Origin of the sequence: Thalassospira xianhensis MCCC 1A02616, from assembly GCF_003326475.1 — a bacterium.
Taxonomy (GTDB): domain Bacteria; phylum Pseudomonadota; class Alphaproteobacteria; order Rhodospirillales; family Thalassospiraceae; genus Thalassospira; species Thalassospira xianhensis.
This window is the reverse complement of the sequence record NZ_JPWA01000002.1, coordinates 33,659-58,055: the sequence shown is the minus strand read 5'-3', so window position 1 is coordinate 58,055 and position 24,397 is coordinate 33,659. Positions and strand designations below refer to the sequence as shown.

At 55.2% G+C, this 24,397-nt stretch carries 28 protein-coding genes and 1 tRNA gene; 12 read left to right on the top strand and 17 right to left on the bottom strand.

Going from position 1 to position 24,397, the window contains the following annotated elements:
- Positions 1-114 precede the first annotated feature (114 nt).
- The gene (gene gcvA, locus TH5_RS02685) at positions 115-1,011 is read left to right on the top strand and encodes a transcriptional regulator GcvA (protein WP_114120559.1); all 897 of its coding nucleotides are present in this window, start codon (positions 115-117) and stop codon (positions 1,009-1,011) included.
- Between the two features lie 17 nt (positions 1,012-1,028).
- Here the strand turns inward: gcvA and TH5_RS02680 are convergent, their stop codons facing one another.
- The 3 genes from TH5_RS02680 to TH5_RS02670 form a co-directional block, all read right to left on the bottom strand.
- Positions 1,029-2,474 carry a hypothetical protein gene (locus tag TH5_RS02680; protein ID WP_114120558.1) on the bottom strand — a complete coding sequence of 482 codons (1,446 nt, stop codon included), beginning with the start codon at positions 2,472-2,474 and terminating at the stop codon, positions 1,029-1,031.
- Positions 2,471-3,556, bottom strand: a complete 1,086-nt coding sequence (locus tag TH5_RS02675) for a hypothetical protein (RefSeq protein WP_244204800.1) — start codon at positions 3,554-3,556, stop codon at positions 2,471-2,473. The genes TH5_RS02680 and TH5_RS02675 overlap by 4 nt, the downstream gene beginning before the upstream one ends.
- A 356-nt stretch (positions 3,557-3,912) precedes the next feature.
- Positions 3,913-5,070 (bottom strand): homogentisate 1,2-dioxygenase, encoded by a 1,158-nt coding sequence (locus tag TH5_RS02670; RefSeq protein WP_114120706.1) that lies wholly within the window; start codon positions 5,068-5,070, stop codon positions 3,913-3,915.
- A 236-nt stretch (positions 5,071-5,306) separates the two neighbouring features.
- Between TH5_RS02670 and TH5_RS02665 the strand changes: the two genes are divergently transcribed.
- Positions 5,307-5,699 carry a GFA family protein gene (locus TH5_RS02665; protein ID WP_114120556.1) on the top strand — a complete coding sequence of 131 codons (393 nt, stop codon included), beginning with the start codon at positions 5,307-5,309 and terminating at the stop codon, positions 5,697-5,699.
- A gap of 12 nt (positions 5,700-5,711) precedes the next feature.
- Here the strand turns inward: TH5_RS02665 and TH5_RS02660 are convergent.
- The 4 genes from TH5_RS02660 to TH5_RS02645 all read right to left on the bottom strand — a co-directional run bounded on the left by TH5_RS02660 (position 5,712) and on the right by TH5_RS02645 (position 8,389).
- A tRNA-Arg gene (locus TH5_RS02660) sits at positions 5,712-5,788 on the bottom strand.
- A gap of 142 nt (positions 5,789-5,930) precedes the next feature.
- Positions 5,931-6,455: an acyloxyacyl hydrolase gene (locus tag TH5_RS02655; protein ID WP_114120555.1), complete on the bottom strand. Its 525-nt coding sequence runs from the start codon at positions 6,453-6,455 to the stop codon at positions 5,931-5,933.
- 82 nt (positions 6,456-6,537) lie between these two features.
- Positions 6,538-7,500, bottom strand: coding sequence for a prolyl aminopeptidase (pip, locus tag TH5_RS02650; RefSeq protein WP_114120554.1), 963 nt, complete (start codon positions 7,498-7,500; stop codon positions 6,538-6,540).
- Positions 7,501-7,573: 73 nt separating this feature from the next.
- The gene (locus TH5_RS02645; protein WP_147250042.1) at positions 7,574-8,389 is read right to left on the bottom strand and encodes a hypothetical protein; all 816 of its coding nucleotides are present in this window, start codon (positions 8,387-8,389) and stop codon (positions 7,574-7,576) included.
- Positions 8,390-8,583: 194 nt separating this feature from the next.
- Between TH5_RS02645 and TH5_RS02640 the strand changes: the two genes are divergently transcribed.
- Positions 8,584-10,065, top strand: a complete 1,482-nt coding sequence (locus TH5_RS02640; RefSeq protein ID WP_114120552.1) for a M48 family metalloprotease — start codon at positions 8,584-8,586, stop codon at positions 10,063-10,065.
- 57 nt (positions 10,066-10,122) lie between these two features.
- On the opposite strand, the gene TH5_RS02635 is transcribed toward TH5_RS02640, so the two are convergent.
- The 3 genes from TH5_RS02635 to fdxA all read right to left on the bottom strand — a co-directional run bounded on the left by TH5_RS02635 (position 10,123) and on the right by fdxA (position 12,155).
- Positions 10,123-10,929: a hypothetical protein gene (locus TH5_RS02635; RefSeq protein WP_114120551.1), complete on the bottom strand. Its 807-nt coding sequence runs from the start codon at positions 10,927-10,929 to the stop codon at positions 10,123-10,125.
- Between the two features lie 92 nt (positions 10,930-11,021).
- Complete coding sequence (locus TH5_RS02630; RefSeq protein WP_062948226.1) at positions 11,022-11,522, bottom strand: CarD family transcriptional regulator; 501 nt, start codon at positions 11,520-11,522, stop codon at positions 11,022-11,024.
- Positions 11,523-11,819: 297 nt separating this feature from the next.
- On the bottom strand, positions 11,820-12,155 hold the full coding sequence (fdxA, locus tag TH5_RS02625; RefSeq protein WP_114120550.1) for a ferredoxin FdxA: 336 nt from the start codon (positions 12,153-12,155) through the stop codon (positions 11,820-11,822).
- 373 nt (positions 12,156-12,528) lie between these two features.
- Here fdxA and TH5_RS02620 point away from each other — a divergent pair, with 373 nt between their 5' ends.
- The 5 genes from TH5_RS02620 to TH5_RS02600 all read left to right on the top strand — a co-directional run bounded on the left by TH5_RS02620 (position 12,529) and on the right by TH5_RS02600 (position 18,054).
- Entirely contained in the window at positions 12,529-14,958 is a 2,430-nt protein-coding gene (locus tag TH5_RS02620) for a putative bifunctional diguanylate cyclase/phosphodiesterase (RefSeq protein ID WP_114120549.1), read from the top strand.
- A 64-nt stretch (positions 14,959-15,022) separates the two neighbouring features.
- Positions 15,023-15,397 (top strand): response regulator transcription factor, encoded by a 375-nt coding sequence (locus tag TH5_RS02615; RefSeq protein ID WP_114120548.1) that lies wholly within the window; start codon positions 15,023-15,025, stop codon positions 15,395-15,397.
- Positions 15,394-16,020 (top strand): chemotaxis protein CheC, encoded by a 627-nt coding sequence (locus tag TH5_RS02610; protein ID WP_114120547.1) that lies wholly within the window; start codon positions 15,394-15,396, stop codon positions 16,018-16,020. The genes TH5_RS02615 and TH5_RS02610 overlap by 4 nt, the downstream gene beginning before the upstream one ends.
- 14 nt (positions 16,021-16,034) lie before the next feature.
- Positions 16,035-17,636, top strand: a complete 1,602-nt coding sequence (locus TH5_RS02605) for an ATP-binding protein (protein WP_114120705.1) — start codon at positions 16,035-16,037, stop codon at positions 17,634-17,636.
- Positions 17,637-17,673: 37 nt separating this feature from the next.
- Positions 17,674-18,054 carry a MerR family transcriptional regulator gene (locus tag TH5_RS02600; protein WP_062948234.1) on the top strand — a complete coding sequence of 127 codons (381 nt, stop codon included), beginning with the start codon at positions 17,674-17,676 and terminating at the stop codon, positions 18,052-18,054.
- A gap of 27 nt (positions 18,055-18,081) precedes the next feature.
- Here the strand turns inward: TH5_RS02600 and TH5_RS02595 are convergent, their stop codons facing one another.
- Positions 18,082-18,492 carry a YbaN family protein gene (locus tag TH5_RS02595; protein ID WP_114120546.1) on the bottom strand — a complete coding sequence of 137 codons (411 nt, stop codon included), beginning with the start codon at positions 18,490-18,492 and terminating at the stop codon, positions 18,082-18,084.
- Between the two features lie 164 nt (positions 18,493-18,656).
- Between TH5_RS02595 and arfB the strand changes: the two genes are divergently transcribed.
- Positions 18,657-19,073, top strand: coding sequence for an alternative ribosome rescue aminoacyl-tRNA hydrolase ArfB (gene arfB / locus TH5_RS02590; protein ID WP_062948238.1), 417 nt, complete (start codon positions 18,657-18,659; stop codon positions 19,071-19,073).
- A gap of 13 nt (positions 19,074-19,086) precedes the next feature.
- Here arfB and TH5_RS02585 read toward each other — a convergent pair whose 3' ends face one another.
- The gene (locus tag TH5_RS02585) at positions 19,087-19,680 is read right to left on the bottom strand and encodes a TetR/AcrR family transcriptional regulator (RefSeq protein ID WP_114120545.1); all 594 of its coding nucleotides are present in this window, start codon (positions 19,678-19,680) and stop codon (positions 19,087-19,089) included.
- A gap of 134 nt (positions 19,681-19,814) precedes the next feature.
- Between TH5_RS02585 and TH5_RS02580 the strand changes: the two genes are divergently transcribed.
- From TH5_RS02580 to TH5_RS02570, 3 genes are all read left to right on the top strand, one after another.
- The gene (locus TH5_RS02580; RefSeq protein ID WP_114120544.1) at positions 19,815-20,615 is read left to right on the top strand and encodes an MBL fold metallo-hydrolase; all 801 of its coding nucleotides are present in this window, start codon (positions 19,815-19,817) and stop codon (positions 20,613-20,615) included.
- 4 nt (positions 20,616-20,619) lie between these two features.
- Positions 20,620-21,045, top strand: coding sequence for an ester cyclase (locus TH5_RS02575; protein ID WP_167443443.1), 426 nt, complete (start codon positions 20,620-20,622; stop codon positions 21,043-21,045).
- Between the two features lie 124 nt (positions 21,046-21,169).
- The gene (locus tag TH5_RS02570; protein WP_114120542.1) at positions 21,170-21,952 is read left to right on the top strand and encodes an acyl-[acyl-carrier-protein] thioesterase; all 783 of its coding nucleotides are present in this window, start codon (positions 21,170-21,172) and stop codon (positions 21,950-21,952) included.
- A 2-nt stretch (positions 21,953-21,954) separates the two neighbouring features.
- Here TH5_RS02570 and TH5_RS02565 read toward each other — a convergent pair whose 3' ends face one another.
- From TH5_RS02565 to TH5_RS02545, 5 genes are all read right to left on the bottom strand, one after another.
- Positions 21,955-22,569: a ribonuclease HII gene (locus TH5_RS02565; protein ID WP_114120541.1), complete on the bottom strand. Its 615-nt coding sequence runs from the start codon at positions 22,567-22,569 to the stop codon at positions 21,955-21,957.
- 57 nt (positions 22,570-22,626) lie between these two features.
- Complete coding sequence (locus TH5_RS02560) at positions 22,627-23,142, bottom strand: GNAT family N-acetyltransferase (protein WP_114120540.1); 516 nt, start codon at positions 23,140-23,142, stop codon at positions 22,627-22,629.
- 72 nt (positions 23,143-23,214) lie between these two features.
- Entirely contained in the window at positions 23,215-23,619 is a 405-nt protein-coding gene (locus tag TH5_RS02555) for a Na+/H+ antiporter subunit G (RefSeq protein ID WP_062961220.1), read from the bottom strand.
- An 11-nt stretch (positions 23,620-23,630) separates the two neighbouring features.
- Positions 23,631-23,900, bottom strand: a complete 270-nt coding sequence (locus TH5_RS02550; protein WP_062948248.1) for a K+/H+ antiporter subunit F — start codon at positions 23,898-23,900, stop codon at positions 23,631-23,633.
- Complete coding sequence (locus TH5_RS02545; protein ID WP_114120704.1) at positions 23,897-24,388, bottom strand: Na+/H+ antiporter subunit E; 492 nt, start codon at positions 24,386-24,388, stop codon at positions 23,897-23,899. The genes TH5_RS02550 and TH5_RS02545 overlap by 4 nt, the downstream gene beginning before the upstream one ends.
- Between the last annotated feature and the right edge of the window lie 9 nt (positions 24,389-24,397).

The window sequence follows — 24,397 nt, the reverse complement described above, 5'->3', positions numbered from 1 at the left end:
GGCAGACGCGCTTGCAAATGATAAATCGGATATAGTTTATGCGTAAAACTCATAAACTATCGATAACAAGCCCAGATAAAGTGCAAATATCCTCATATTTCGAGCAATTAGATCATGAGCCGCCGCATCCCGAGCCTGAAAGCACTCAGCTGTTTTGAACAGACCGCCCGCTTTGGCAGTGCATCACGTGCCGCCGAGGAACTTTACCTGACGCAAAGTGCTATCAGCCGCCAGATACAGGGGCTTGAGGACTGGCTGGGTTGCAAACTGTTTGCCCGCGAAAAGCAGCGCCTTGTCCTGACATCCGAAGGCGAAAGTTATTTGCAGGCAATCCGCCCGGCGCTGGATCAGCTTGAAACCGCCACCCTGACATTCCTGTCTGGCGGAGCCGAAGGCGGTGTTCTGACCATCGCAGCCCCACCGACTTTCGGATCGCGCTGCCTGATCCCGTTGCTGCCCGATTTTCGCAGCACCCATCCCGATATCGTCATTAATTTCATTTCACGGATCGGTATTCCCGATTTTGACCGCGAACAGATCGATATTGCGGTTCTGTTTGGCGATGGGAACTGGCCGGGGCTGGATGCGCATTTGCTACATGGCGAAGAAATGGTGCCGATCTGCAGCCCGAAGCTGATCGAGAATCTGGATTACTCACCAAAACCAAACAATCTTCGTGATTATTCACTTTTACACATAGCAACCCGCCCGCGCGGATGGAGCGACTGGCTGACCGCAAGTGGCCTTACTGATATTGACGGGGAAAACGGTCCGAAGTTCGAACATTTCACCATGGCGATGCAGGCCGCCATTGCAGGGCTGGGTGTGGCGTTGCTGCCAACATTCGCGATCGAGGATGAACTGGCCAATGGCCGGATTGTCGCACCCTTTGGCCCGCCACGCGCAAGCCCGTTTCATTATTACGCCACCACCCCGACCGGCCGGTCACGCAGCCCTAAAATCCGGGCTTTCATGACTTGGCTTGATCACCGCAAAAAGCAGGAAGCATAAAAGCAGAAAAAGAGCGACTAGCTTGCCTTTTTACCCTGAAGCGCGCGCAGCGCATTCATGCCGCGACGGCGCAGCAGATCGGCTTCTTCGGGGCCGTCGATGATTTCAAGAAGACGGACAATTGCCATCAGGTTGCGCTGTGCATTATCAAGTTCATCAGCATCAAGCCGTCCCATGCCATCCACCCCGGCACGCCCGATCTGGTTCAGCTTTTTCTTGAGCTCCACCACCGCCTTGGTCGCCGAACTTTGGGCCGCCAGAACGTGGGAAATGCGCGCCGTTTCAGCAATCGCCTCGGCCGATTGTTCAGCGGCAAGAACCTTTTCCTCGTCAAAGGGCTGCGCGAAAATCGGACGGACCCCCTGACGACCGGACCCCGGCCCCTGCTTGGTTTCAATCTGCGGCAGGGCATCAATAATGCGGTCGGGGCTGGCGCCGAACATGGTATTGGCCAGGGCCTTGGACACGCGACGGCGCGTTTCCAAAAGCTTCTCGCCCCATCGGCCATCCTTGCGGATGTTGAATTCGCGGGTAATTCGGGTGAATTCAGACGCATACCAACGGGCAAGCGACAGGATGTGATACTCGCCCTTGCCGGTACCGACCCCCTGCTCAATCTCGGTCACGGTTTCGGCCAGAAGATCAATGATCAGATCGCCTGTGGTCGCCAGATTGGTACTGGAAATCGTTCTGTCGTCAGCCTTGCTTGACAGCACCCGGATCAGTTTGAAAAGCTCGCTCGGGCGCAGCAGACGGGCCAGAACCGCCAAAAGATAAACCGGCTCGTACCCCGGTTTTTCCTGCGAGATTTCAACAAACCGGTCGCGCAGCCAACTGATATCGGCCGTGCCCAGACTTCTGATCGGGGCCGATGGAAACCGTTTGCGCATCTGGGTGATTTCTTCGGCAACGTTCAGGATTTTACCGATTTCCTCAAACGCACGAAGATGACTGCGCGAACCAAGCCGCGTTGCCAATGCTCGTTCGGTCTTCACCCCATTAAGCGAATTTTCGATTTCCTGTGCAATACAGACCGACGCCAGTTTCCACATCCGGCGTTCAGCCTGTTCGAGCATATCCTGATCGCGCTTGGCAGCCGCCTTTTCAATATCGGCAATCGCCTTGGTCATATCAGGACCGCCGGACGTTTCGACCACCTTCCAGATCGGCATCAGTGATGAACGGCTGATACGGATGCTGTTTTCCGCAGGTGGTGCCGACGTCAGCAAATCCTCGAACGGATCGCAGAACTGGCGCATCGGAGTTGGATATCGTTCCGGTTTTAACGACGCCAGACGCGGACGCAGAATTTGCAAAATCTGTTCATGCGGCAGTGGTAGCTTGGGGTCGGCACGGTCACTTTCGATCGCGCGTGTAAAACGTGCGATTTCCGAGCTGTTTAACGATTCAAACAGATCGCCAAGCTGGGAAACACCCATATTTGCGGCATTTTCAACCTTCACGCCGACTGCCTCCGGAACCGCTCCAGCCGGTCGACCATGTCGGCGTCAATTTCACCACTGCCCAGTTTGCGCAGTTCAGACGCCCAAAGCATCTGGTTAACACGCACATCGATCCAGAATTCATATTCAAGTTTCTCAAGCTCTTCGATTGGCAGGACCGGTGCGAAACTCGCGATTTCTTCGACAATCTCGCGCTGGCGTGCCCGATCATGCCCGGGACGCGACCGCCACAAATCAATCAGTTCCTGCCATCCGTCAAGAATCCACCACAACTGCCCGATATCTTTTTGCAGCTCTTCCCTTGCCTTGGCCCAGTCTTTAAGCACCTTGCCAAGTTCATTGTTCCACAAATCGATTTTACGCAGAACCCGCATCGCATGATCGTTGGTGGCACTGGCGGCATTGATCACACGGGTCGCCATAAAGCGGAAATCGGACTGTTCGGAAATCGACCATTCCTCGACATCGCCGGCAAGTTTCTGCAAACCCAGCGCAAGAAGGCGAAGCGGGCCTTCACAACCTTCGATCCCAAGGCCGACCGGCGCGCTCAGAACGCTCCATTCGCCAAGGGTATCAATGATCGAATCGTTTTCCAAACCGGCTGACGCTGCAAAGCGATTCAGTGCCTTGCGTGCGCGTATCTGGCCTTCCATCGTCAGAAGGTCTTCGCGTTTCATGTCCTGAACATCATTGCCGCCAAGCTGGCGCAATGCCTGATACAGCAGGGTCAGTTGACCGAGTTCGCGCGCGGCTTTTTCTTCCTTGTTGCCGGTAATTCCGGCACGCGCCAGCGCAACACCGCCAACACCGGTTATCGCCACCGCACGCGCATGTTCGCGCACAACTTCCGGGGTGAACTTTTCAAGCGTGATCAGGCGATCAAACAGCATCCGGTCATGGACCGAAAGATCAAAAACCTCGCGCAGGGTTTCAAGCGGCATTTCATAGGTGCCAAGCCCGCCCGAAAGTCCCGGCAGACTGACAAGGGTCCGTCCGCTTTGGCCGATCAGCACACGCGCATAACGCAGGCTTTTAGTCGTGAAAGGTGTCCGAACACCACGGGTAACGAATGACGTGGGCAAACAGGACAGCGCATCCGGCTGACCTGCACGACCAGATGACGAAATGCTTCCGTTTTTATTTGCTAATTGCTGTCTGGTCATTCTCGGCTTTGATCAACCCATCCCGACAAATTCTATTCGTTGGCCATCTGCGCTGTCAGGTTTACGCCACGAGTGCCGCTACCAAGCTTATACTATCGCGCAAGCCAGTCCATGACAAAGGAACCGGCAATTTGCATATAAGCAGATTACCGGGACATGCTGATGAAACCCTTAACGTTCCGGATAGGTCAAACAAATCCGAAGATCAATGCCGAATGGTCACAAAAGTGCAGAAAGCCGCCTTGAAACAAGCACGTGCAACCATAAGCATGGCATCATAGTGTTTCTTTCGCCTTTTCCCACGTGTTGACATAGGCCTTCCATTCCGCGCCGTCGGGAATGCTTTCGTCAATATTGACCATTTCCGCACAGTCAATCATCACCGCCACCTCGTCGGTCTCGACCGGCACCTTGATCATGGTTTTCTGATACGAACATGGATGCGGTCCATGCGGGAAGCCGCTGGGGTGGAAAGTCGCCATGCCCGGCTTGATATTGCCCCGGCTGTAGAACTCACCCCGGTGATAGAAGATGAATTCGTCGAAATCCTCGTTCGAATGATAGAACGGCACGCGAAGCGTCCCTGATTCACCTTCGCCAATTTTCGGCACAAAGGTGCTGACGGCAAACCGGTTGGCAACAAAGGTGCTGTGCGCGGCGGGCGGCACCGGCTGACTCGGTTGGTGGTCCTGTCGCAAATCGCGCCAGTTCAGCCGTACGACACTAAGATCCCCCTGCCAGCCCACCGCATCCAGCGGGTTATAGGGATAGGTCAGAGTCGAAATCGCATTGCGACGCTTGATGTGAATTTCCCAATAGGCCTCGTCCTGCTGGGCGCGGAATTTGTCATCAATCCGCGGCACTTCGAAACTGGTCGGGTTGATGGACGGATGCCCTGCCGACTGGGTATCGCTTGGCAGGCCAAAGGCATCATTGGTAGCCTCGATAAACAGGAATTCCGATGGTTCGGATGCCTCGAACCGCCAGGCCGTACCGCGCGGCAGCAGGATATAATCCCCGTCACGATAGGGCATATGGCCATAATCGCAATAAAGCGCGCCGTTGCCGTTATGAATAAAGGCCAGCGTATCACCATCAGCATTACGCGCCAGCGCATGCATTTTGCCATCCAGCCGCCAATAACGGACTTCCATCACCGCATTATGCAGAATGCGGCGCGCCTGCAGGGGGCAATCCGGCCCGGCGGCAAGTTTGTTCAGATCAAACGCGCGCGGGCGAAGCGGCCCTTCGAACGAGGCCCAGCCTGCTGGGGGATGTTTGTGATAGATGTGGGCTGATGGCCCAAGGAACCCGTTTCGTCCTATTTCGCGTTCATGAACGGTAACGGATGGGGAATTTGTCGAACCTGCGGCATTCTTGGACGCTGCAACGCAGTTGCCTTCGCTGTTCGGAAGACGGATCCAGTTCTTCACCTGACACCTCCCGGCCGGATCGGCCATATGAAAGGGCTTGTCGGATTTGCCCGTTATATAAGGATATGTGCAGGCCCGGATGTCATTTCAAGGCGAGCAGGAAATTGGGGAAATACAACTTTTCGCTGCACCCACGACAAGGAAGCTGTCAGGACGAAAATCGGACGAAATCGGCAATGGACGCCCGCGTGACCAAGGTACTAAACTTCCCGCTCCTTGATTGACTGGAGAAACCTATGGATAAAGTCACCGGTGGTTGCCTCTGCGGCAAAGTCCGGCTTGTGGCATCCGGAAAGCCATACCGGGTAGGCCTCTGTCACTGCCTTGATTGCCGGAAACATCATGGCACGCTTTTTCATGCGTCGGCGGTTTATCCCGAGGATGCCGTAACAATCGAAGGCGACGTGCGCGATTATCAGGGGCGCTATTTCTGCCCGACCTGCGGGTCATCGGTTTTCGGGCATAGCGGGGACGAGATCGAAGTCAATCTGGGCGCCCTGGACGCACCCGATCAGTTAAAGCCCTCCTACGAGCTTTGGACCATCCGCCGCGAGGGATGGCTACCGGAATTTCCGCTTGCGAAGCACTATGAACAGGATCGCGAGGGTACGGGCCGTCTGGAAGAATAGGGAAAAATAAGGTGGTGCGCCCGACAGGATTCGAACCTGTGGCCCCCAGATTAGGAATCTGGTGCTCTATCCTGCTGAGCTACGGGCGCACTTTATCGGCAAGAGGCATTCAATTAGCAGCTTCGATAGCTGCGATCAATCCGGCAGCGAACCAAATTTGCCCTTCATTGACCAGAAACGCAAAAAGCCCCGCAGATAACGGGGCTTGGTGCATCGTTCCAAAGGCGCAGATCAGTTAAAAATCGCGTCGATCGGAATCGCATAGGTCAGAGACAGAATTTCCGTACCCGGGTTTTCGTCGCCGATGCTGGCGTTCGAAATGTGGGCAATGCCGAGACTCAGACGTTCACGGCTGTCAAAGCGGAAGCCAAGCTCAAGGCCCGAACGGAATTCGATCCAGTGACCGAGGTCTTCGCCGTCACCCTGATGATAGGCACCGACCGAAGTGTAGATGCTTGAAACGAAGTGATCGCCCCAAAGCACATCCATCGCAATGCCCCCGTAACCGTGTGCCGCCTTGTCGCTGGTGACCATCAGCCCCGCAATCGGGCGGGCAACGCCGAACATCGCATGCTGGAAACGGTAATCAAGACGAAACTCTGCCGCTTCGCCATCCTGCGTGATATCGACCATCCCGGTCGAAAATTCCAGCAGGCCGCTATCATTGTTATTCCCGAGAAACTGCTGCGCATGTGCAGCCCCTGCAAAGCCCGCTACCAATAGCAGGGCCAGGACTTTCCCCAAAACCAACCGCATCAACTTAGTCCCCTCTAAGATCAACTTGGGCGTATACTACCCAACCGCATGATATAGACAACAAAACAATGAACCGGCTGTTCTAGTTTTTATCAAATCCGGTGCCATTAAAGGAGTTCGTGGCGCGCACAAGTTCACGCACGATCCCCGGCTCACTTGCCGCGTGACCGGCATCCTCAACGATATTCATTTCTGCTCCCGGCCATGTTGCATGCAGATCAAATGCGGAAACCGGAGGACAGACGATGTCATAGCGCCCCTGAATGATCCGGGCAGGCAGATGACTTATCCTGTTCATATTCCGAAGTAACTGGTCAGGCGTGAAGAAACCTTTATTGACGAAGTAGTGATGTTCAAGCCGGGCAAGCGCCAGTGCAATCCCGTCACTTTCGAAATCCTCGACCAGACTGTCATCGGGCAGCAGTGTGCAGCAGGTCGCCTCGAACCCCGACCATGCGCGCGCCGCGGCAATGGCGGCAGCTTCGCCTTCCTTGCCCGCAAAGACATCACCAAAACGCTTCAGCAGGGCAGCACTTCCGGGATTGCGGTCAAACCCGACAGCCGCAAGAAATTTCTTCTCGGCCTCGGCAAAGATTTTGCCCATACCGTCCATGAACCAGTCGATTTCCTGATCCCGGCACAGGAATATCCCGCGCAGAACAAAGCCCAAGGCACGTTCCGGATGGGCCTGTCCGTAAGCCAGCGACAGCGTTGATCCCCACGAACCACCAAAGACCAGCCATTTATCAATACCGCGATCCTTGCGAAGCGCCTCGATATCGCCGATCAGATGGTCGGTCGTATTGTTTTCAAGACTGCCGAACGGACGCGATTTACCGGCACCGCGCTGATCATGCAGGATCACCCGGTATTTGTCGGGATCAAAGAAGCGCCGCGCATTTGGCGACATCCCGGCACCGGGCCCGCCATGCAGGAAAACCACCGGAATGCCGTCAGGGTTGCCAAGTTCTTCCCAATAGATTTCGTGCCCTTCGGGCCGTTCCAGCCAGCCGGAATAAGCGGGTTCAATCTCGGGATAAAGCATTGGGGAGCCTCTTGGAATCTATCGTCCCATTCTTCTACACGTCTAAAGTGTTATTGGACAAGTCCAAAGCCGTTTACGGTTGCCCGACAGACTGTTCCACACATAGGGACGCCGGATTGACGAGTTCCAGATAGGGGCCACCGCGGTCTTCGATCAGGCCACGAACACGGATTTTCCGGCCGATCCAGTCTTCCATATGCTGCCCGGTGGCGGCGATGGCGTCACGACGGTCGCGGTCGATCATCACGGTGAAATCGTCGCGCCAGTTGGCACCGAAATTAAGGTAGCTGCGCCATTCCCGGTCTTCGATACGTTCAAGAATCCCGTCAATCACCGCAAACCGCCCGATGGCCTGCGCGGCATCGGGCAGATCACCCGCCAGCCCCGATGAACCGGCATAATGATAAGCCGGGTTTTGGCTGTTCGCCCAAAGTCCCGCCTGCTGCGTCATGGCGGATTGTTCGGCTTTGATCAGGGTATCAATCGGGCGGTCCCCTTCGGGCAGAAGGATCACAACCCCCTGTTCCAGAAGCTTTTCCTGCCACAACATGCCCGATCCATCCCGCATATCGGCCAGGCGACGCCCGGCAAAATCTGGATTCTGGTCATAAGCGATGAGGCCGGTGATGGTATTGGCCGTATCCTGCATCGCCTCAAGCGCGGCATTTTCAAATTCCGGCACAAAGGCAATATCGGCCAGCCGCCAAAGGACATCGGGCTGCGCGGATATGATCAGGGCATCAACGGCATCGAACCTTGCCAATTGAACCGGCATGACTGGAAGATCGCCGCCGCGCACACCAGCCCCATCAACATTGGCGACCTCAATAGTGGCGGCGTCAAAGGCAGGGCCACATATCCATTCCTGCGCATGTGCGGGCGTGGCCACCGCAAGGGACGCGGCAAACAGGCATCCAGCAACACCAACAGCAAAGTTCGCCGCAAAATTTCCCGATTTTTGCGAATAGGTTTGATTGCTGCGAGATATTGATTGGCAAGCCAACACGCGCTACCACATCGTAAGGGATAAAATGGCGTTTCCGGCAAAGGATACGCATCGCGGGCATAAGAGGAAAGACTTCAATGAGTTGGCTTTTTCATCGCAGGACAAAACGCTTTGCAACGGCCCTTGGCGCACTTGGCCTGATTGCCGCCCTTGCGGGCTGCTCAACCAACCGTGCGACAGGCGAAGACAGCTTTACCGCCTTTATGTCCCCCGAGCAGGAAAAACAGGTCGGTGCCGAGGAACATCCGAAGATCGTCCGCGAGTTTGGCGGCGATTATGATGAAAAAGACCTACAAAGCTATGTCACGGAAATCGGCAACAAGCTGGTGGCAGTATCCGAGGCACCGGATGAAAAATTCACCTTTACCGTGCTTGATTCACAGGTGATCAACGCCTTTGCACTGCCTGGCGGCTATGTCTATATCACCCGTGGTCTGGCGGGACTTGCCTCGAACGAGGCGGAGCTTGCCGGGGTTCTCGCCCACGAAATCGGCCATGTGGTCGCCCGCCATTCCGCCCAGCGTTACAGCCGCGGTGTCCTGACGCAGATCCTTGCCGGGGGACTATCGGCTGCCCTTGGCAATGGGGCCGGCGATATCGTCGGTGTCGGGGCGAATGCCTATTTGAAGTCGTTTTCGCGCGAACATGAATTTGAAGCCGACATGCTTGGCGTGCGTTACATCACGCGGGCCGGATATGACCCGGAAGGCATGGCATCTTTCCTGAAAAAGCTGCGTGCCCATTCCCGCCTGCAGGCGAAACTAGCAGGACGGTCGCCCGACGAAATCGACCAGTTTGATTTCATGGCCACCCACCCGCGCACCCTTGACCGGATCGAGCAGGCCCATCAGGCCGCCAACGTTACCCCGGTTGCCAATCCCGAAGTCGGCAGCGTGCGTTATATGCGTGCGATTGACGGTATTATTTATGGTGATGGCCCGGATAACGGTTATGTGCGGGGCACTGCCTTTATCCATGTGCCGCTTGATTTCCGCTTTGAGGTGCCTGACGGATTTTCAATGATCAACCAGCCCGATGCCGTCATCGCACAGGATGACGGTGGCGCACAGATCGTGTTTGAAGGTGCGCCAAAGGCCAAGGGTGTCGCGCTTGACCAATACCTGTCGCGCGGTTTTTCAAGCAAGATCGCCATCACCAATATCGAAAATATCGATATCAATGGTCAGGAAGCCGCCACCGGCTATGCCGACGTCAATCTGAATTCTGGCGGGAAGGCGCGCCTGCGTGTGGTGGTGATCCGGCACGGCGACAATGCCTATCAGTTCCTGTTCATCGTGCCGCTTGATAAGGTCGATGCCTATAACGTCGAGTTGCGTCGCACGACATACAGCTTCCGGCCACTCACCCGCGAGGAACAGCAGAAATTCCACCCGCTGCGGATCAAGGTGCGGGCGGTAAACCCGGAATATGATCTTTCGACCTTTGTTGATCAGATGGCTGTATCGCGCGAACCGGCGGAAACCTTTGCCGTGCTGAACGGGCTCGAAACCGGGCAGCCACCGGCAACCAATTCGATGGTCAAAGTTGTGATCGATTAAACAAAAAAAGGGCAGCAAATCCGGTTTGCTGCCCTTTTTTATCTGACATTTTTCAAATCAGCTTTCGATGCGATCAACGATCTTGCCGTCACGGCCAATCGCAACCGCGATCAACTGACCACCCCGCCCGGCACCGCCATCAATCGACAGGGTGAATTCGCGTTCCTGCAAGCCGACATTGCCCTGTGCCGATCCGCGCACGATCCGGCGGCAATCGTAATAACGGTCCGTGATGCTTTCAAACATCGACCCGCCCCACCAGAAGGTATCTGTCTGCCCGGTCAGCGGACGGGAACCATCAAGCCCCGCATGAACGAAAATCAGCGAACCGTCGGTGGCATAGGCCGCGTGTTTCAGATCGGATAGAAGGGATGCGTGACCCTTCTGACGGCGGAAGGCTTCGCCGAACAGGCCGGTCCATTGCGAAATGGCATGCGCCCCCTGCCGCATCAAGGCCTGCGTATGCGACGGATCAAAACCATAAGCCCGAAGCGTCCCGGCAATGCCGCGTGACAGCATCCAGTCAAATACCTCGCCCGGGTTCGGGGCGAACTGGATTTGCTGCAATTTGCTGAGCATTTCTTCGCTCGCACCGCGCAGGAAGGCGATATCGGCGATATCAACTCCATCCTTGGCAAGGAAATAGCGGCGGAACAGCAAAACTTCATTGATGGCGCCCGATACGGCCTCGGCCGTGCCATCGCCCCAGTAGTTGCCAAGATAGACCAGACGATCACCCGCTGCGATTTTACCCCGAAGCTTGCCATGAACGGCCTGCAGCGCGGCAAGATCGCCATTGATCGCACCAACGGTCCATATTTTGTCCGCTGGTTTTATCGGTGCCAGAACTGCGCTCATCGCCATAACGTGCCCAAAATAAACAAAACCGGCCCAAGATTACCTTGTAGGCCGGTTTTTAAAAAGAGGTCTCTGTATAAGAAAGCTGTACAGACGTATCAGGCAGCTTTCTGCAACAGTTTTTCAAGTTTGCCCGATGCTTTGTCCTTGTCGATCTTTTCGATCGCGGCCAGTTCGTCCACGAGGCGTTCAAACGCTGCTTCGTAAATCTGGCGTTCGGAGAAAGACTGTTCCGGCTGGGTAGCGGTGCGGTGCAGGTCACGAACCACTTCGGCAATCGAAACCGGATCACCAGAATTGATTTTTGCTTCGTATTCCTGCGCACGGCGCGACCACATGGTACGTTTGACGCGTGCACGACCCTTAAGGGTGATAAGCGCCGAGTCCATCTGTTTTTTCGAGGACAGCTTGCGCAGTCCGGAGTTGCCCACCTTGTTCACCGGCACGCGCAAGGTCATGCGGCTCGATTCAAAAGTGATAATGTAAAGGCGCAATTCCTGACCCGCGATTTCCTGGGTTTCCAGTCCATCAACACGGCCAACACCATGTGCGGGGTAAACAACGTAATCGCCAACAGCAAAGGGCAACTTATCCGACATCAAGCTTCCTTCCGGCCCAAACAGGCCTGGTCATTCAACTGTAACACTATAGACCCAGCGACGCGAAGAGCTACGCGCGACCATGCTTTTGGCGAAGTCGCGGTTTCTGACAGGATATAATAACGGAGATCCGACTGCGCGGAGCGAGCCTGCCGAGCCCTTGAACGCGAGTTGCCCACAATAACACAAAGAGCCGGCCTATCACAGATTTTTTCCGTGCGACCGGCTCAATGCAGCCATGCGCCAATAAAATTGGAGCGCAAAAACATCGGTTTTACAGGCGCTTAACGCGCAAGATCAATCACCGGTTCCCGGCGCTTCGCTAAGCATCTCGGTCTTGCCCGACTTGCCATTCCATTCGTCGGCATCAGCCGGCGCATCACCCTTGCGCGTAATATTCGGCCAGACTTCCGCAAATTTGCGGTTGATTTCGAGCCAGTTATCCAGATTCGGCTCGGTATCGGGAATAATGGCCTCGGCCGGACATTCAGGTTCGCAGACACCGCAATCAATGCATTCGTCCGGGTGAATAACCAGGAAGTTTTCACCTTCATAGAAGCAATCGACGGGGCAAACCTCGACGCAGTCCTGATACTTACACTTGATGCAGTTTTCTGTCACCACATAGGTCATGGTGTAACTCCGTTCAGGTTGCGAGGCCGTGATGCGGCTGCGCCCGCGCTCGGCCTTGTTCTCTCTCGGGGCATTGGGTTATCACGCAGTGCGGTTGTGTGCAACTCCAATAAAATCCCATTTTTTTTAGTAGTATTGTTCTTTCGACGCATTGCGATATCGCAGATTTTTAACGCGCATCGGACAGGCAGAATCGACTTTGGGCGGAAAATACAGATTTCGTCGCCTTTTTCCAGTATTAGAAGCCGCGCAACAATTGCTTTTGACGCATTAAGCACATAGTCTTGACTGTGCAAATGGTCATAGAGCCATGCAGGGGTGTGGATTGGCGGAGGGTAGCCTGAAAACGCAACGGCTCAGATGGCGTGATCGCTTGTCTGTCAAACAGGCACGTGCAGCCGTCGTTATCACCCTGTTGATAGGACTGTTTTTCAGTTTTGCCCAAATTGCCTGGGACCTGCATGAAGAACGCAACCTGATCGACAGGACCGTTAATCAGGTTTTGTCGACTTTGCGCGAATCCGCGACGCAGGCGGCCTATGGCCTTGATGAAACGCTTGCCGCACGCGTTGTATCAGGCCTGTTTGAATACGAACCGGTCTACAGCGCAACCCTTCGTGACAATTTCGGCAATGTGCTGGCGCAAAAGTCACGCCCGCAATCGGCATCGGGCCGGTCGGCCCTGACCGAAATGATGTTTGGTAACAACCAGCAATATGATGTTCCCCTTGAAATCGGCGAGAGTCGCGATCTTGTCGGGTATCTTGTGGTGCGGATCGATACCGATCTGATTGCTGACGGTTTTATCAATCGTGCAACCCGTATCCTGACATCTGGCATTTTGCGCAACTTCCTGCTCGGCCTTGCGCTGGTTGCCTTCTTCTATCTGACCCTGACCAAACCGCTTTTGCGCATATCCCAGGCCGTCATCGGCATTGACCGCGACAATCCCGATGCCACCGGCATCACGGTTGCCCGCCATCATGAGCGCGATGAACTGGGTCTGTTGTCGCACTCGGTCCGATCACTGGTTGATGGCATTGCGACCTCGCTTGGCAAATTGCGCCAGACCGAACAGCAGATGCGCGATAACGAATCCCGTCTTCGCGCCATCGTCCAGAACGTTGCTGACGGCATCCTGACGATCACACCGGGCGGGACCATCGTTGAATTCAACAATGCATCCTTTCCTTTGCTCGGCCTTTCCGAAACCGAAAAACCAAAAGGGCGGTCTTTTCTTGAATTCGTCGCCCCGCGTGCGATCCCGCATTTCGAAGAATGCCTGACCGAACTTGCCGGTTTTCAGGCGCACGACCATGTGATCGAACAACGCCTGACATTGCCGCTGGTGCGTCAGGACAAGACCGAAATTGAGGTCAGCGCGGCCTTCCGCCCGATCCCCGAGGCGGAAACACCGCTGATCACGGTTGTTCTGCACGATATTACGGCGCGCAAACGCTACGAGGAACAGCTGGTCTATATGGCCAACCACGACGCGCTGACGAACCTGCCCAATCGCAGTATGCTTGAATACAGCCTGAAAACGGCACTGGAAGGTCACAAGCGCGATGCACCGGGGTCGCGAAACCGGGCCACTGCCATCCTGTTTATTGATCTGGACAGATTCAAGCTGATCAATGACAGCCTTGGCCACAATGTCGGAGACTTGCTGCTGAAGGCCGTTGCCGACCGGCTGCGCCGGGTTGTCAGCCGGCAGGAGATCGTTGGCCGACTGGGCGGGGACGAATTTCTGATCATCATTCCGCGCCTGCGCGAAACACAGGATGCAGCAACACTTTCGCAAGCGGTTCTTGATGCCCTGTCCCCCGCCTTTGATATTCAGGGACGGCAATTGTTCATAACACCATCCATCGGGATCGCCCTGTGCCCTGCCGACGGGGATGATTTCCCGACCCTGATGCGAAATGCCGATACGGCAATGTATAGCGCAAAGGCCCGTGGTGGCGGGACCTATCACTTCTTTACCAAGACGATGAATGAAAGCGCGGTTGCCCGTCTGGCAATTGAAAACGATCTGCGCGCAGCCCTTGCACAGGGACAGTTCGAACTTTATTACCAGCCGAAAATAGATTTGGCTTCCGGCAGGCTTGCCGGATTGGAAGCCCTGATACGCTGGAACCAGCCGGGGCGCGGATTTATATCCCCGATGCAATTCATCCCGGTTGCCGAAGAAACCGGCCTGATCGGCAAGATCGGGGAATGGGTGCTGCGCCGGGTCTGTGACCAGATCCGCGAATGGGATCTGCTGGGACTGCCGCCTGTCAGCATTGCGGTCAACCTGTCGCCCCGCCAATTGATAGAAGGCAGGATTACCGAAACGGTATCGCGCATCCTTGACGAAACCGCGACACCGGCATCGCGTATTGTTCTTGAAATCACCGAAACGGTGATGATGCATGAAATCAAACGATCCGCATCAATCCTTGATGAATTGCGCAAGCTTGGCCTGCAGATTGCCATTGACGATTTCGGCACCGGATATTCGTCGCTGGCCTATCTGAAACGGTTGCCGATCAATTCGATCAAGATCGACCGATCATTCGTGCGGGATATCACAACCGATCCCGACGATGCCGCCATTACAAATACGATTATCATCATGGGTCACAATCTGGGCCTGAAAGTCGTGGCGGAAGGTGTCGAAACCCAGGAACAGCTTGATTTCCTTCGTGAACATGGTTGCGACGAAATCCAGGGCTTCCTGATTTCAGAACCGCGACCGGCAAATATCATCGCCAAACAGATCGAACAGCTTTCGCGCAAGGTTGCGCCTACTCTATAATCGGCCCTATCCTTGCGGGTTGCGCTGATACAGCAAGAACACAAAACGAAGATCCGAGAAAAACATGTCCCAGAAGCGATCCGTCCTGCTTGTCGATGACAGCAAATTTGCCCGACTGCTGGTAAAGGCCTTTATCACCAGCAATTTTGCCGACTGGCGGGTGGACGAGGCCGAAGAAGCCGGAAAAGCGCAGGCAATGGCCGCTAAGCACGCCTATGATTACCTTGTGATCGACTTCAACATGCCGGGCATGAACGGTCTGGAATTGGGCGAAAAGCTTCGCGCGGCCTATCCCGATGCTGCAATTGCGCTTCTGACAGCCAATATACAGAAGGAAATCCAGAACAAGGCCAACGGGCTTGGCATGGACTTTCTCGCAAAACCGCCGACCGAAGAAAAGATTTGCGATTATCTGAAAGGCAAGGAAGCCGGGCGATGATCGATCTGAGCGAGCTTGAACATGATACGATCAGTGAACTGATCAATATCGGGGTCGGTCGCGCCGCCGCGTCACTTTCGGAAATGGTTGATCAGCCAGTCGAACTGACGGTCCCGACGATTACCTTTGTCGAACGGTTTTCCGATTCAAACCTGACATCATCGCCCGAAGAAGTGGTTTCCGCCGTCAGCCAGACATTCGATGGCCCGTTCAAGGGTGAGGCGATGCTGGTTTTCCCTGAAAAACGCAGCCTTGAACTGGTGCGGCGGTTGCTTAAGGTTGATGTGCCGCTTGATACCCTGACCGATCTAGAACAGGAAGCCTTGATGGAGGTCGGCAACATCATCCTGAATGCCTGTCTTGGCAGTATTGCCAACGTTCTGGGCGAGCCGATCAATTGTTCGATGCCAACCTTCCGTAAACGCGAAACCAAAGCCCTTTTGAATGACGAGGCCGCGTTTGATACCACGTCAGGCAAGATGCCGGTTCTGATGATCCTGCATGTGCAATTCATGCTGCGCCAGAATGACATTGATGGTTATGTGCTGTTTGTGATGGATCTTGACTCGATCCAGACCCTGAAGGAACTCGTGCGACGTTTCCTTGAAAACTCGCTCGGTTAACGGGCAGCCGCGTGATGACAAAACCCACTTCCCCGATTGTCGATATCAAGGATGCTGCAGAAGCCGCCGACCTTTACAGCAATCTGCTTGATACCGCTGATGTCGGCCTTGTGGTAATCGGGGCAGACCGGGCCATCTGTCACTGGAACCAATGGATGCAAAGCCGGTCGGGGATTTTGCACGAGCAGGCAATCGGTAAACGGTTAAGCACCCTGTTCCCCGAAACCCGGTTGGGGCGTCTGTGTCAGGCAATTCAGGATTGCCTGGAATTCGGCATGCCTGCGGTGATTTCGCCATCCCTTAATCAGGGGGCCCTGCCGCTTCGCCCGCTGCCGCAATTTGCCGCGACATTTGAACGCATGGAACAATCCATCCGTGTTCATCCGATCACGACATCGCGCGGGGACAAGCTGTGCTCGCTGACTGTGCGTGACGTCACACTTGCCGTGCAGCGCGACCGGCTTTTACGACAGCAGGCCGCCGAATTGGCCGAACTGGTCACTCAAACCCGACGCAGTGAAGACCGTACACGTGCCATTTTGCAAAACACCATTGATGCCATTCTGGTCGCATCCGATGATGGCAATATCGAACCGCTTAATGCGCGTGCGCAGGAACTGTGTGGTCCCGAAGGCGACCCGGAACTAAGCAACATTATCCGGTTTTTGTTACCAGACAGCCAACATACCCCGCCGCAACGCCCGACAGCGGACCGTCTGTTGACAGATCTTGGCACAGGCGTGATCGAGGTTCTGGCATGCACCAAAAACGGCCGCAACGTGCCGCTTGAAGTCGCAATCAGCCACTTTTCGGCTGACGGGCGATATCATTACATCATCACCCTGCGTGACATTTCCCAACGCAAACGCCATGAAATGGAAATCCAGCGCACCATGGCGGAACTGGAACGATCCAACAGCGAGCTTGAACAATTTGCCTATGCTGCGTCGCACGATTTGCAGGAACCGCTCCGCATGGTGTCGAGCTATACGCAGTTGATCGCGCGGCGATACAAGGACAAGCTTGACGAAACCGCAGATGAATTCATTCACTATGCGGTGGATGGCACCCAGCGCATGCAGCGCATGATCGATGATCTTCTCACTCTGTCGCGGGTCGGGCGGCATGGCAAACCGTTCCATGCGGTGCCACTTGATAGCCTGTTTGACGCGATTGCCGCCAATTTCCGGCGGGCGGGACTTGGTCCGGCTGGCAATATAGTGCGTGACGGGTTCCTGCCAACCGTTACCGGTGATGCCAGCCAGCTTTTGCTGCTGTTTCAGAACCTTGTTTCGAACGGCCTTAAATACAGTGATCCCGAAACGGGCGAAGTCCGGATCTATACCGCGGAAACCGAAGAAAGCTGGAAGGTTTTCGTTGCCGATAACGGCATCGGCATCGAACCGCAATATCACGCGACAATCTTTGAAATCTTCAAACGCCTGCATGGTTACGGGGAATATGCCGGGACCGGCATCGGGCTTGCGATTTGCAAAAAAATCGCTGACCGGCATGGCGGGACGATCACGGTTGAAAGCGAACCGGGCAAAGGCAGCACATTCTGCGTTGAATTGCCAAAAGAATTGCCGATTGTGATCGCACAAGAAAGCATGTAGTTTTCGTTTACGTAAGCGTAAACCTGAACGGGATGTCATGAACGACAGCTATTCCATCACCGATCTTGCCCGCGAGTTCGACGTCACGACGCGTACCATCCGTTTTTACGAGGACCAGGAACTGATCGCACCGGCGCGTCAGGGTCAGACCCGTATCTATAGTCAGCGTGACCGTGTGCGCCTGCGTCTGATCATGCGCGGCAAGCGCCTTGGCTTCTCGCTTAAGGAAATCCGTGATCTTCTGGATCTGTATGATACAGACCGCAGCGAAATCATGCAGTTGACCATCCTTGTCGACAAGATCAACGAACGCCGCGATACCCTGCGCAAACAGCGACAGGATATCGACGCAACACTTGATGAACTCGATAAGCTTGAAGAAACCTGTCAGGAAGAATTAACCCGCAAATCGGGCTAAGCAGCAACAGCTTGACGCCCGACAGTATCAGACGCCTGTGCCCGGCTCCCCGCCCTGTGCCACCGGGATGGATGCTGGAATACGCGACGGGCGCGACAGGATGAAGCAGCTAACCGGGATCGCGACCAGCAGCTGGGTCGTGATGATCCAGCGGTTTTCAACAAAGATCAGGGATGCGGCAATCACCACGACAAAGGCCGACATCGCCATGATCTTGGCCCGGCGGTTGATCACGCCATGTTCGGTCCAGTGTCGGATGGACGGGCCAAAATGCGGGTGATTGTAAATCCACGCATGCAGGCGCGGCGATCCTTTGCTAAACAGCCAGGCTGCCAGCAGCATGAAGGGAGTGGTCGGCAGAATTGGCAGAAACGCGCCCACAATGCCAAGTCCAACCGAAAGCCAGCCCAACGCCAGATAAAGATACGATGCCTGCACGTCTTATTTCCTGTTTACAGCCCTGCCCGCCCCTGACAGGGTAAGTGCCTACAATGTAGGTGGAATGAGATCGATTTTCAATCGACAGCACCCACCGGTTCCCGGGCATCCGCCGTGCAAATTTGCTACACAACTTATCGCCCCTATTACTCAGACGATCCGCCATGCTCGAAATCTCAAATGATCTTTATCTTGATGAACGCCATCTGCAATTCCAGTTCGTGCGCGCATCCGGACCGGGCGGCCAGAACGTCAATAAAGTATCGACCGCAGTTCAGATGCGTGTGCGCATTGATGACCTGACGGAATTGCCGCAACGCGTGCGTGATCGCCTGCGCGAACTGGCAGGCAGCAAGCTGACCAATGATGGGGAAATCATCTTTGACGCGCAGCGTTTCCGCACACAGGAACGCAACAAGCAGGACGCGATAGAACGACTTCTGGCACTGTTGCGCAAAGCCGCCGAACGCAAGAAATTCCGCGTCAAAACCCGCCCGTCCTTATCGGCGAAACGCAAGCGGGTCGACACGAAAAAGAAACGCGGCGATGTCAAAAAAATGCGCCAGCGACCGATGGATTAGGCGCAAAGCCCAATCAGGAAAGCGGGCATTTATGCAGCCAGTCATCCATCAAGGCAGCCATTTCCGAATTTTCCACCCCTGCCTGTGACAACGACTGCCAGGTCGAAAACTGCACAGCATGTCGTGCAACCGCATGGCACATCTTACCCTTGCGTCGTGCGTCAGGAAGGCTTGCCAGCACATCGGCACACAGCATGTCGAGATAGGCATCAAAGCCCGTCATCTGAGCGTGAAGGGCCGCAACACTTTCCCGGTCACGATAGCAATGATCCCACATATAAGCCGTTTCACCATAATAGTGATAAAGCATGCTAAGGATCGCAAGGCCCCAGTCTTCTGACGCCACCGACTCGCGCCATGATGCGGGATCAGGCGGCGGGTTAAGGCTCAGCCAATGTGACGAGCACGCAGCAAGCAGTTCATTTTCTTCGGAAAAATGCCGATAGACCGTCAGACGCTGTACGCCTGCGCGGTCTGCAATCGCGCTGATGGTCGTGCGTGCAGGGCCGACTTCACCATGCAAATTCATCGCGGCTTCGACAATTTTCAGGCGCGTTTCATCTTCTTTTTCTGCGCGTAACGTCTTGTTGTATTTTCGTTTTTCCATTTAGTTAAACATCACTGTTTACGCAATTATTGACAAAAGGATTCCGGCTTTCGTATTTTAATGATCACAGATGATCATCCATTTTTCAACTTGATGATCCTGCCCCACAGGATCGCGAAGTATACGGAACCAAAATGCAAGTCCCTTCGATCGCCACCACGATCCCGGTTACCGACAGTGTAACCGTTATCCCGTCTTTTTTGCCTGTTGCCGGATTTGGCATCCTGCCGGTCAATGCCATGCTGATCGATGGCATCGAACCGGTTCTGGTTGATACCGGTCTTGGCGCCCTTCGTGACGACTTCCTTGGCGCGTTACGCAACTGCATCGACCTTGCAAGTCTTCGCTGGATCTGGATCACCCATGCCGACCCGGATCATATAGGCAATCTGGCGGCCCTTCTGGAGGCAGCCCCGAATGCCACCATCATCACGACCTTTGTCGGAATGGGCAAGCTGAACCTTGCAGGTATCCCGGTAAATCGTGTGCGTCTGGTCAATCCGGGCGAGGCGTTTATCGCAGGCGAACGCATCCTGCAAAGCCTCACTCCGCCGACTTTTGATGCACCGGAAACCACCGTGATATATGATCCGCTTGATCAGGTGTTGTTCAGTTCGGATTGCTGCGGCGCACTTTTGCCACGCATCTATGAACGCACCAAACATATCCCGGCAGATATCCTGCGCGAGGGGATCATCGGATGGACGCGGGTAGATGCGCCGTGGCTCGACTTTGTTGATGGCGCACAGTTTGTGGCGTCCCTTGACCGGTTCCGTAAGCTCTCGCCTCGATATGTATTAAGCAGCCATTTGCCGCCCGCCGAAAACATGACAGACCAGCTGTTCGACCATGTTGCCGCCGCCCGCCTGGCCCCGACCTTCACCGGACCAGATCATGCGACTTTTGAAAAGATCATGGCCGATACCGGAGCATGAATTGATGAAGCACTCATTATCACCGAAATTGGTTTCCAATCGCGATGTGGTCCTGGAATTCTTTGAACAAAGCCATACCCGCAATCCCCGGATTGTTTACGAACTGGTCGCGCCGGAAATCATCACCCATGGCTTTCCTTGCGAAAATCCGCACGATCTGGACAGCTATCATGATTTCTTTGTCGGGCTGAATGCGGCCTTTCCCGATATGGTCTTCGACATCCAGACAATGGTGGCCGAAAATAATCATGTCGCCGTACGCTTTCGCATTCGTGCAACCCATCGCGATCACTTTGCCGGAATTCCGGCACGTGGCAATGTCGTCGATTTCACCGGTATGGTTTTATACCGCCTTGAAAACGGAAAAATCGCCGAAACGTGGCTGCATCCGGATATCCCGACACTGATGGCGCAATTATCCGCAAAATAGCACCAGTTTGACAGGAATAGACCCGGTTCGTGTTGCAGATTTGCAGTCCGTATCTGCAGTACAGATTTGCATGGCGCGAACCGGCTTTCTATAACTGTCAGGGAATGACACAGGATCTGCCGACATGACCCTTGATTGGAACGAAATCGCCAGACCGGCCCTGCCCGCCAACTGTGGATGGCGGGGCACCTATCGGGTGCGGTATTCGGAAATTGGTGACAATGGCCTTGCGATGCTGCCTGCCCTTGCCGATTACATGCAGGATGCGGCTGGTTGGGGTGCGCGTATCCTGAAACTGGCCTATGACGATACAGTCGATAAAGGCATGGCCTGGGTTCTGGCGCGCATGGTTATTCATGTGCGGCGCTATCCCGGCAATGGCGAGGATATCATTGTCGAAACCTGGCCTTCGGGCGTTGCAAGGCGTGTGGCGACCCGCGATTTCCGCCTGATCGACAGCCATGGTGATGTGATTGCGGTCGCGCAAAGTTTCTGGGTGATGTTTGACCTGATTGAACGCCGTGCCGCAAGCTGGCCGGACTGGATCGAGGAAAGGCTGCCAAACCCGCCCGGCCCGAAACTGATCGAACCACCATTCCGGCCGCCCTTCACCACCGATCCGTTACCCGAAATCGACAGCATAAAGGCTCGTCCATCCGATCTTGACCTGTATGGGCATGTCAATAATGTCCGTCTGATGAAGTGGGTCCTTGGTGCCACCGGTGCGGATGCAAAACCGGACTTCCACCCCGAAAGCATCGATATCCAGTTCCGCACCGAATGCCGGGTTCAGGAACGGGTCACGGTTCGCCAGAAGGACGGATTTGCCGCGATTACGCGAGATGGCGACGGTGTTGATCTGGTACGTGCGCAAGTCGTACCCGAAAACGGCACCGCATTGGCCTAGGATCAGGACAGAATTCCGAGCAATTCGGCAATCGGCCTGAAACTGCGGCGGTGATGCAGGGTTGGGCCGACAATGCCAAGCCCGTCCATATGCTTTTTCACCCCATAACCGGCATTGCCATCCCAGCCGAAATGCGGATAGCGCACCGCAAGGCGGGTCATGGCGCGGTCGCGCACGACCTTGGCAACGATGGATGCCGCCGCAATGGATAATGACCTGCCATCACCCTTGATGACCGTTTCCACCGCGCACGGCAGTCCCGGGTCACGATTGCCATCCACCAGCGCCTGATCGGGGCATTGCGGCAAACGCGCCACCGCACGGCGCATGGCAACATAGGTCGCCTGAAGGATATTTATCCGGTCGATTTCGCGGACCGATGCCGCGCCGATGCCAACCTCCGCACAGCCCATGATCAGCTCAAACAGAAAGTCGCGTTTCTTGACCGAAAGCTTTTTGGAATCGTTGAGTTCCCCCAGAAGGACTTCCGGCAACCGTTCATTGCGCGGCAGAATAACGGCCGCCGCAACCACCGGCCCGGCCAACGGCCCACGGCCGACCTCGTCGATCCCGGCGATCCGCCCGCAATACTGATCTTCGATGCTGAAATCCGGCATGTGAAACGCGTTCCTCCTGCCCCTTGTCATAACAAGATCAGGGGCAGATCGGCAATGTCATCTATGAGGACGTTTTGCAAAATCATCCGCCGTGATCGCATATTGCACGATATCGTTGTCGTCCTTGTGAGGACACATGCCGATCTTTCGCGCCACCGCAAGTGACCCGATATTCCGGGCATCGATACAGGCAATGAAACCGGGCAGTTTCATTTTTTCAAACCCATGTGCCAGCAGGGCATTGGCGGCTTCGGATGCGTATCCCCTGCCCCAGAAAGCCGGTTTCAACCGCCAGCCGATTTCGATCTCGGGCCCAACCGCATCCTCGGGGATCAGCAGAACCCAGCCAATGAAACGATCCGGTTCCGTTTTTAAAAACAGCGACCAGTATCCAAGCCCCGGCCCGTAATCCATGGTGATGCGATCATGGATAAAGGCACGATGTTCGGTTTCGTCGGCCCACGGCCCGTGAACAAAGTCGGTCACACCGGGTTCACGATCCATCGCAAAGCAGTCTTCAAGATCATCCAGTGTTCGCGGACGCAGCCAGAGCCGTTCGGTTTCAAGGATCATGCGGTTTTCCTGCTAACAGCATACCAAAACGGCACCGTATGAACGGTGCCGTTTGCAAATCTCCACCCGTGTTCACTTCTGATCGGGTTTGTATTCCTCGCTGGGGTCATAGCCATCCGGGCCAACCGGATCAAAGGTTGCCCAGCCTTCGTCCTGACCGCTTTTCGGAAGATCCGCGTGCGGATCGACATGCCGCAGCAAATAGGCCTTGGCGATCAGGTTTGCGGTGATCGGTGCCGTCAGGAACAGGAACAGCGTGATCAGCAATTCATGAATGGTGAAATGCCCGCGTTCGATCCAGAAGAACAGCATCGATGCGATCAGGATTCCACCAACGCCAACCGTGGTTGCCTTGGTCGGCGCATGAAGCCGCGGCAGCAATTCACGCAGTTTGAGCATCCCGAACGACCCGATCAGCAGAAACAATCCGCCAATCACGATCAGAACAGAAATGACGAGTTCGGCAATAAACGGCATCGTCTCTCTCCCTATTCGATGATGTCGCCGCGCAAGACGAACTTGCAATAGGCAACGGTGGAGACAAAGCCGAACATGGCAAACAGAAGCGCCCCTTCGAAATACATCGAGGTTGCGCGGCTGATCCCGTACAGCACCAGAAGGGCGATTGCGTTGATCGCCATGGTATCAACGGCCAGAACACGGTCCGCGATGGTCGGTCCCTTCGAAAGCCGCCAAAGGTTCATCAACAGGGCGACCGCCACACAGATAAAGCCGAAATTCAGTGCATATTCGATCATTCGAAAATCTCCTTCAGACGGCCTTCATAGCGGGTCTTGATATCATCAATCACGCCCTGCGGGTCCGGCGCATGCAGGCAATGCACCAGAAGGCTTTTGGCATCGGCACTCAGATCAATGGTCACGGTGCCCGGCGTCATGGTGATCGTCCCCGCAAGGGTCGTGATCGCCTCCGGCGAGGTCAGATCAAGTGGAACGACAACGCATTTCGTTTCAAGGCTTTCGGCCTTGCGAAACAGGATCAATCCGGCAACGACAACATTCGCCACCAGAATATCCCACAGCACAATCAGGCCGTATTCGCAGATCGCATAGGCATTGCCGACCTTTGGCGCGGCCGGCCAGAAACTTGACGTGATCAACGGCACCACAATCGCCAGGATCGCACCAAAGACCACGACACCGGCCGATATTTCATTGACCAGCAACACCCAGACAACCAGCAGGGCCAGCGACAGAAGCGGGTGGGGAAGACAACGTTTCAACATCATCACTAT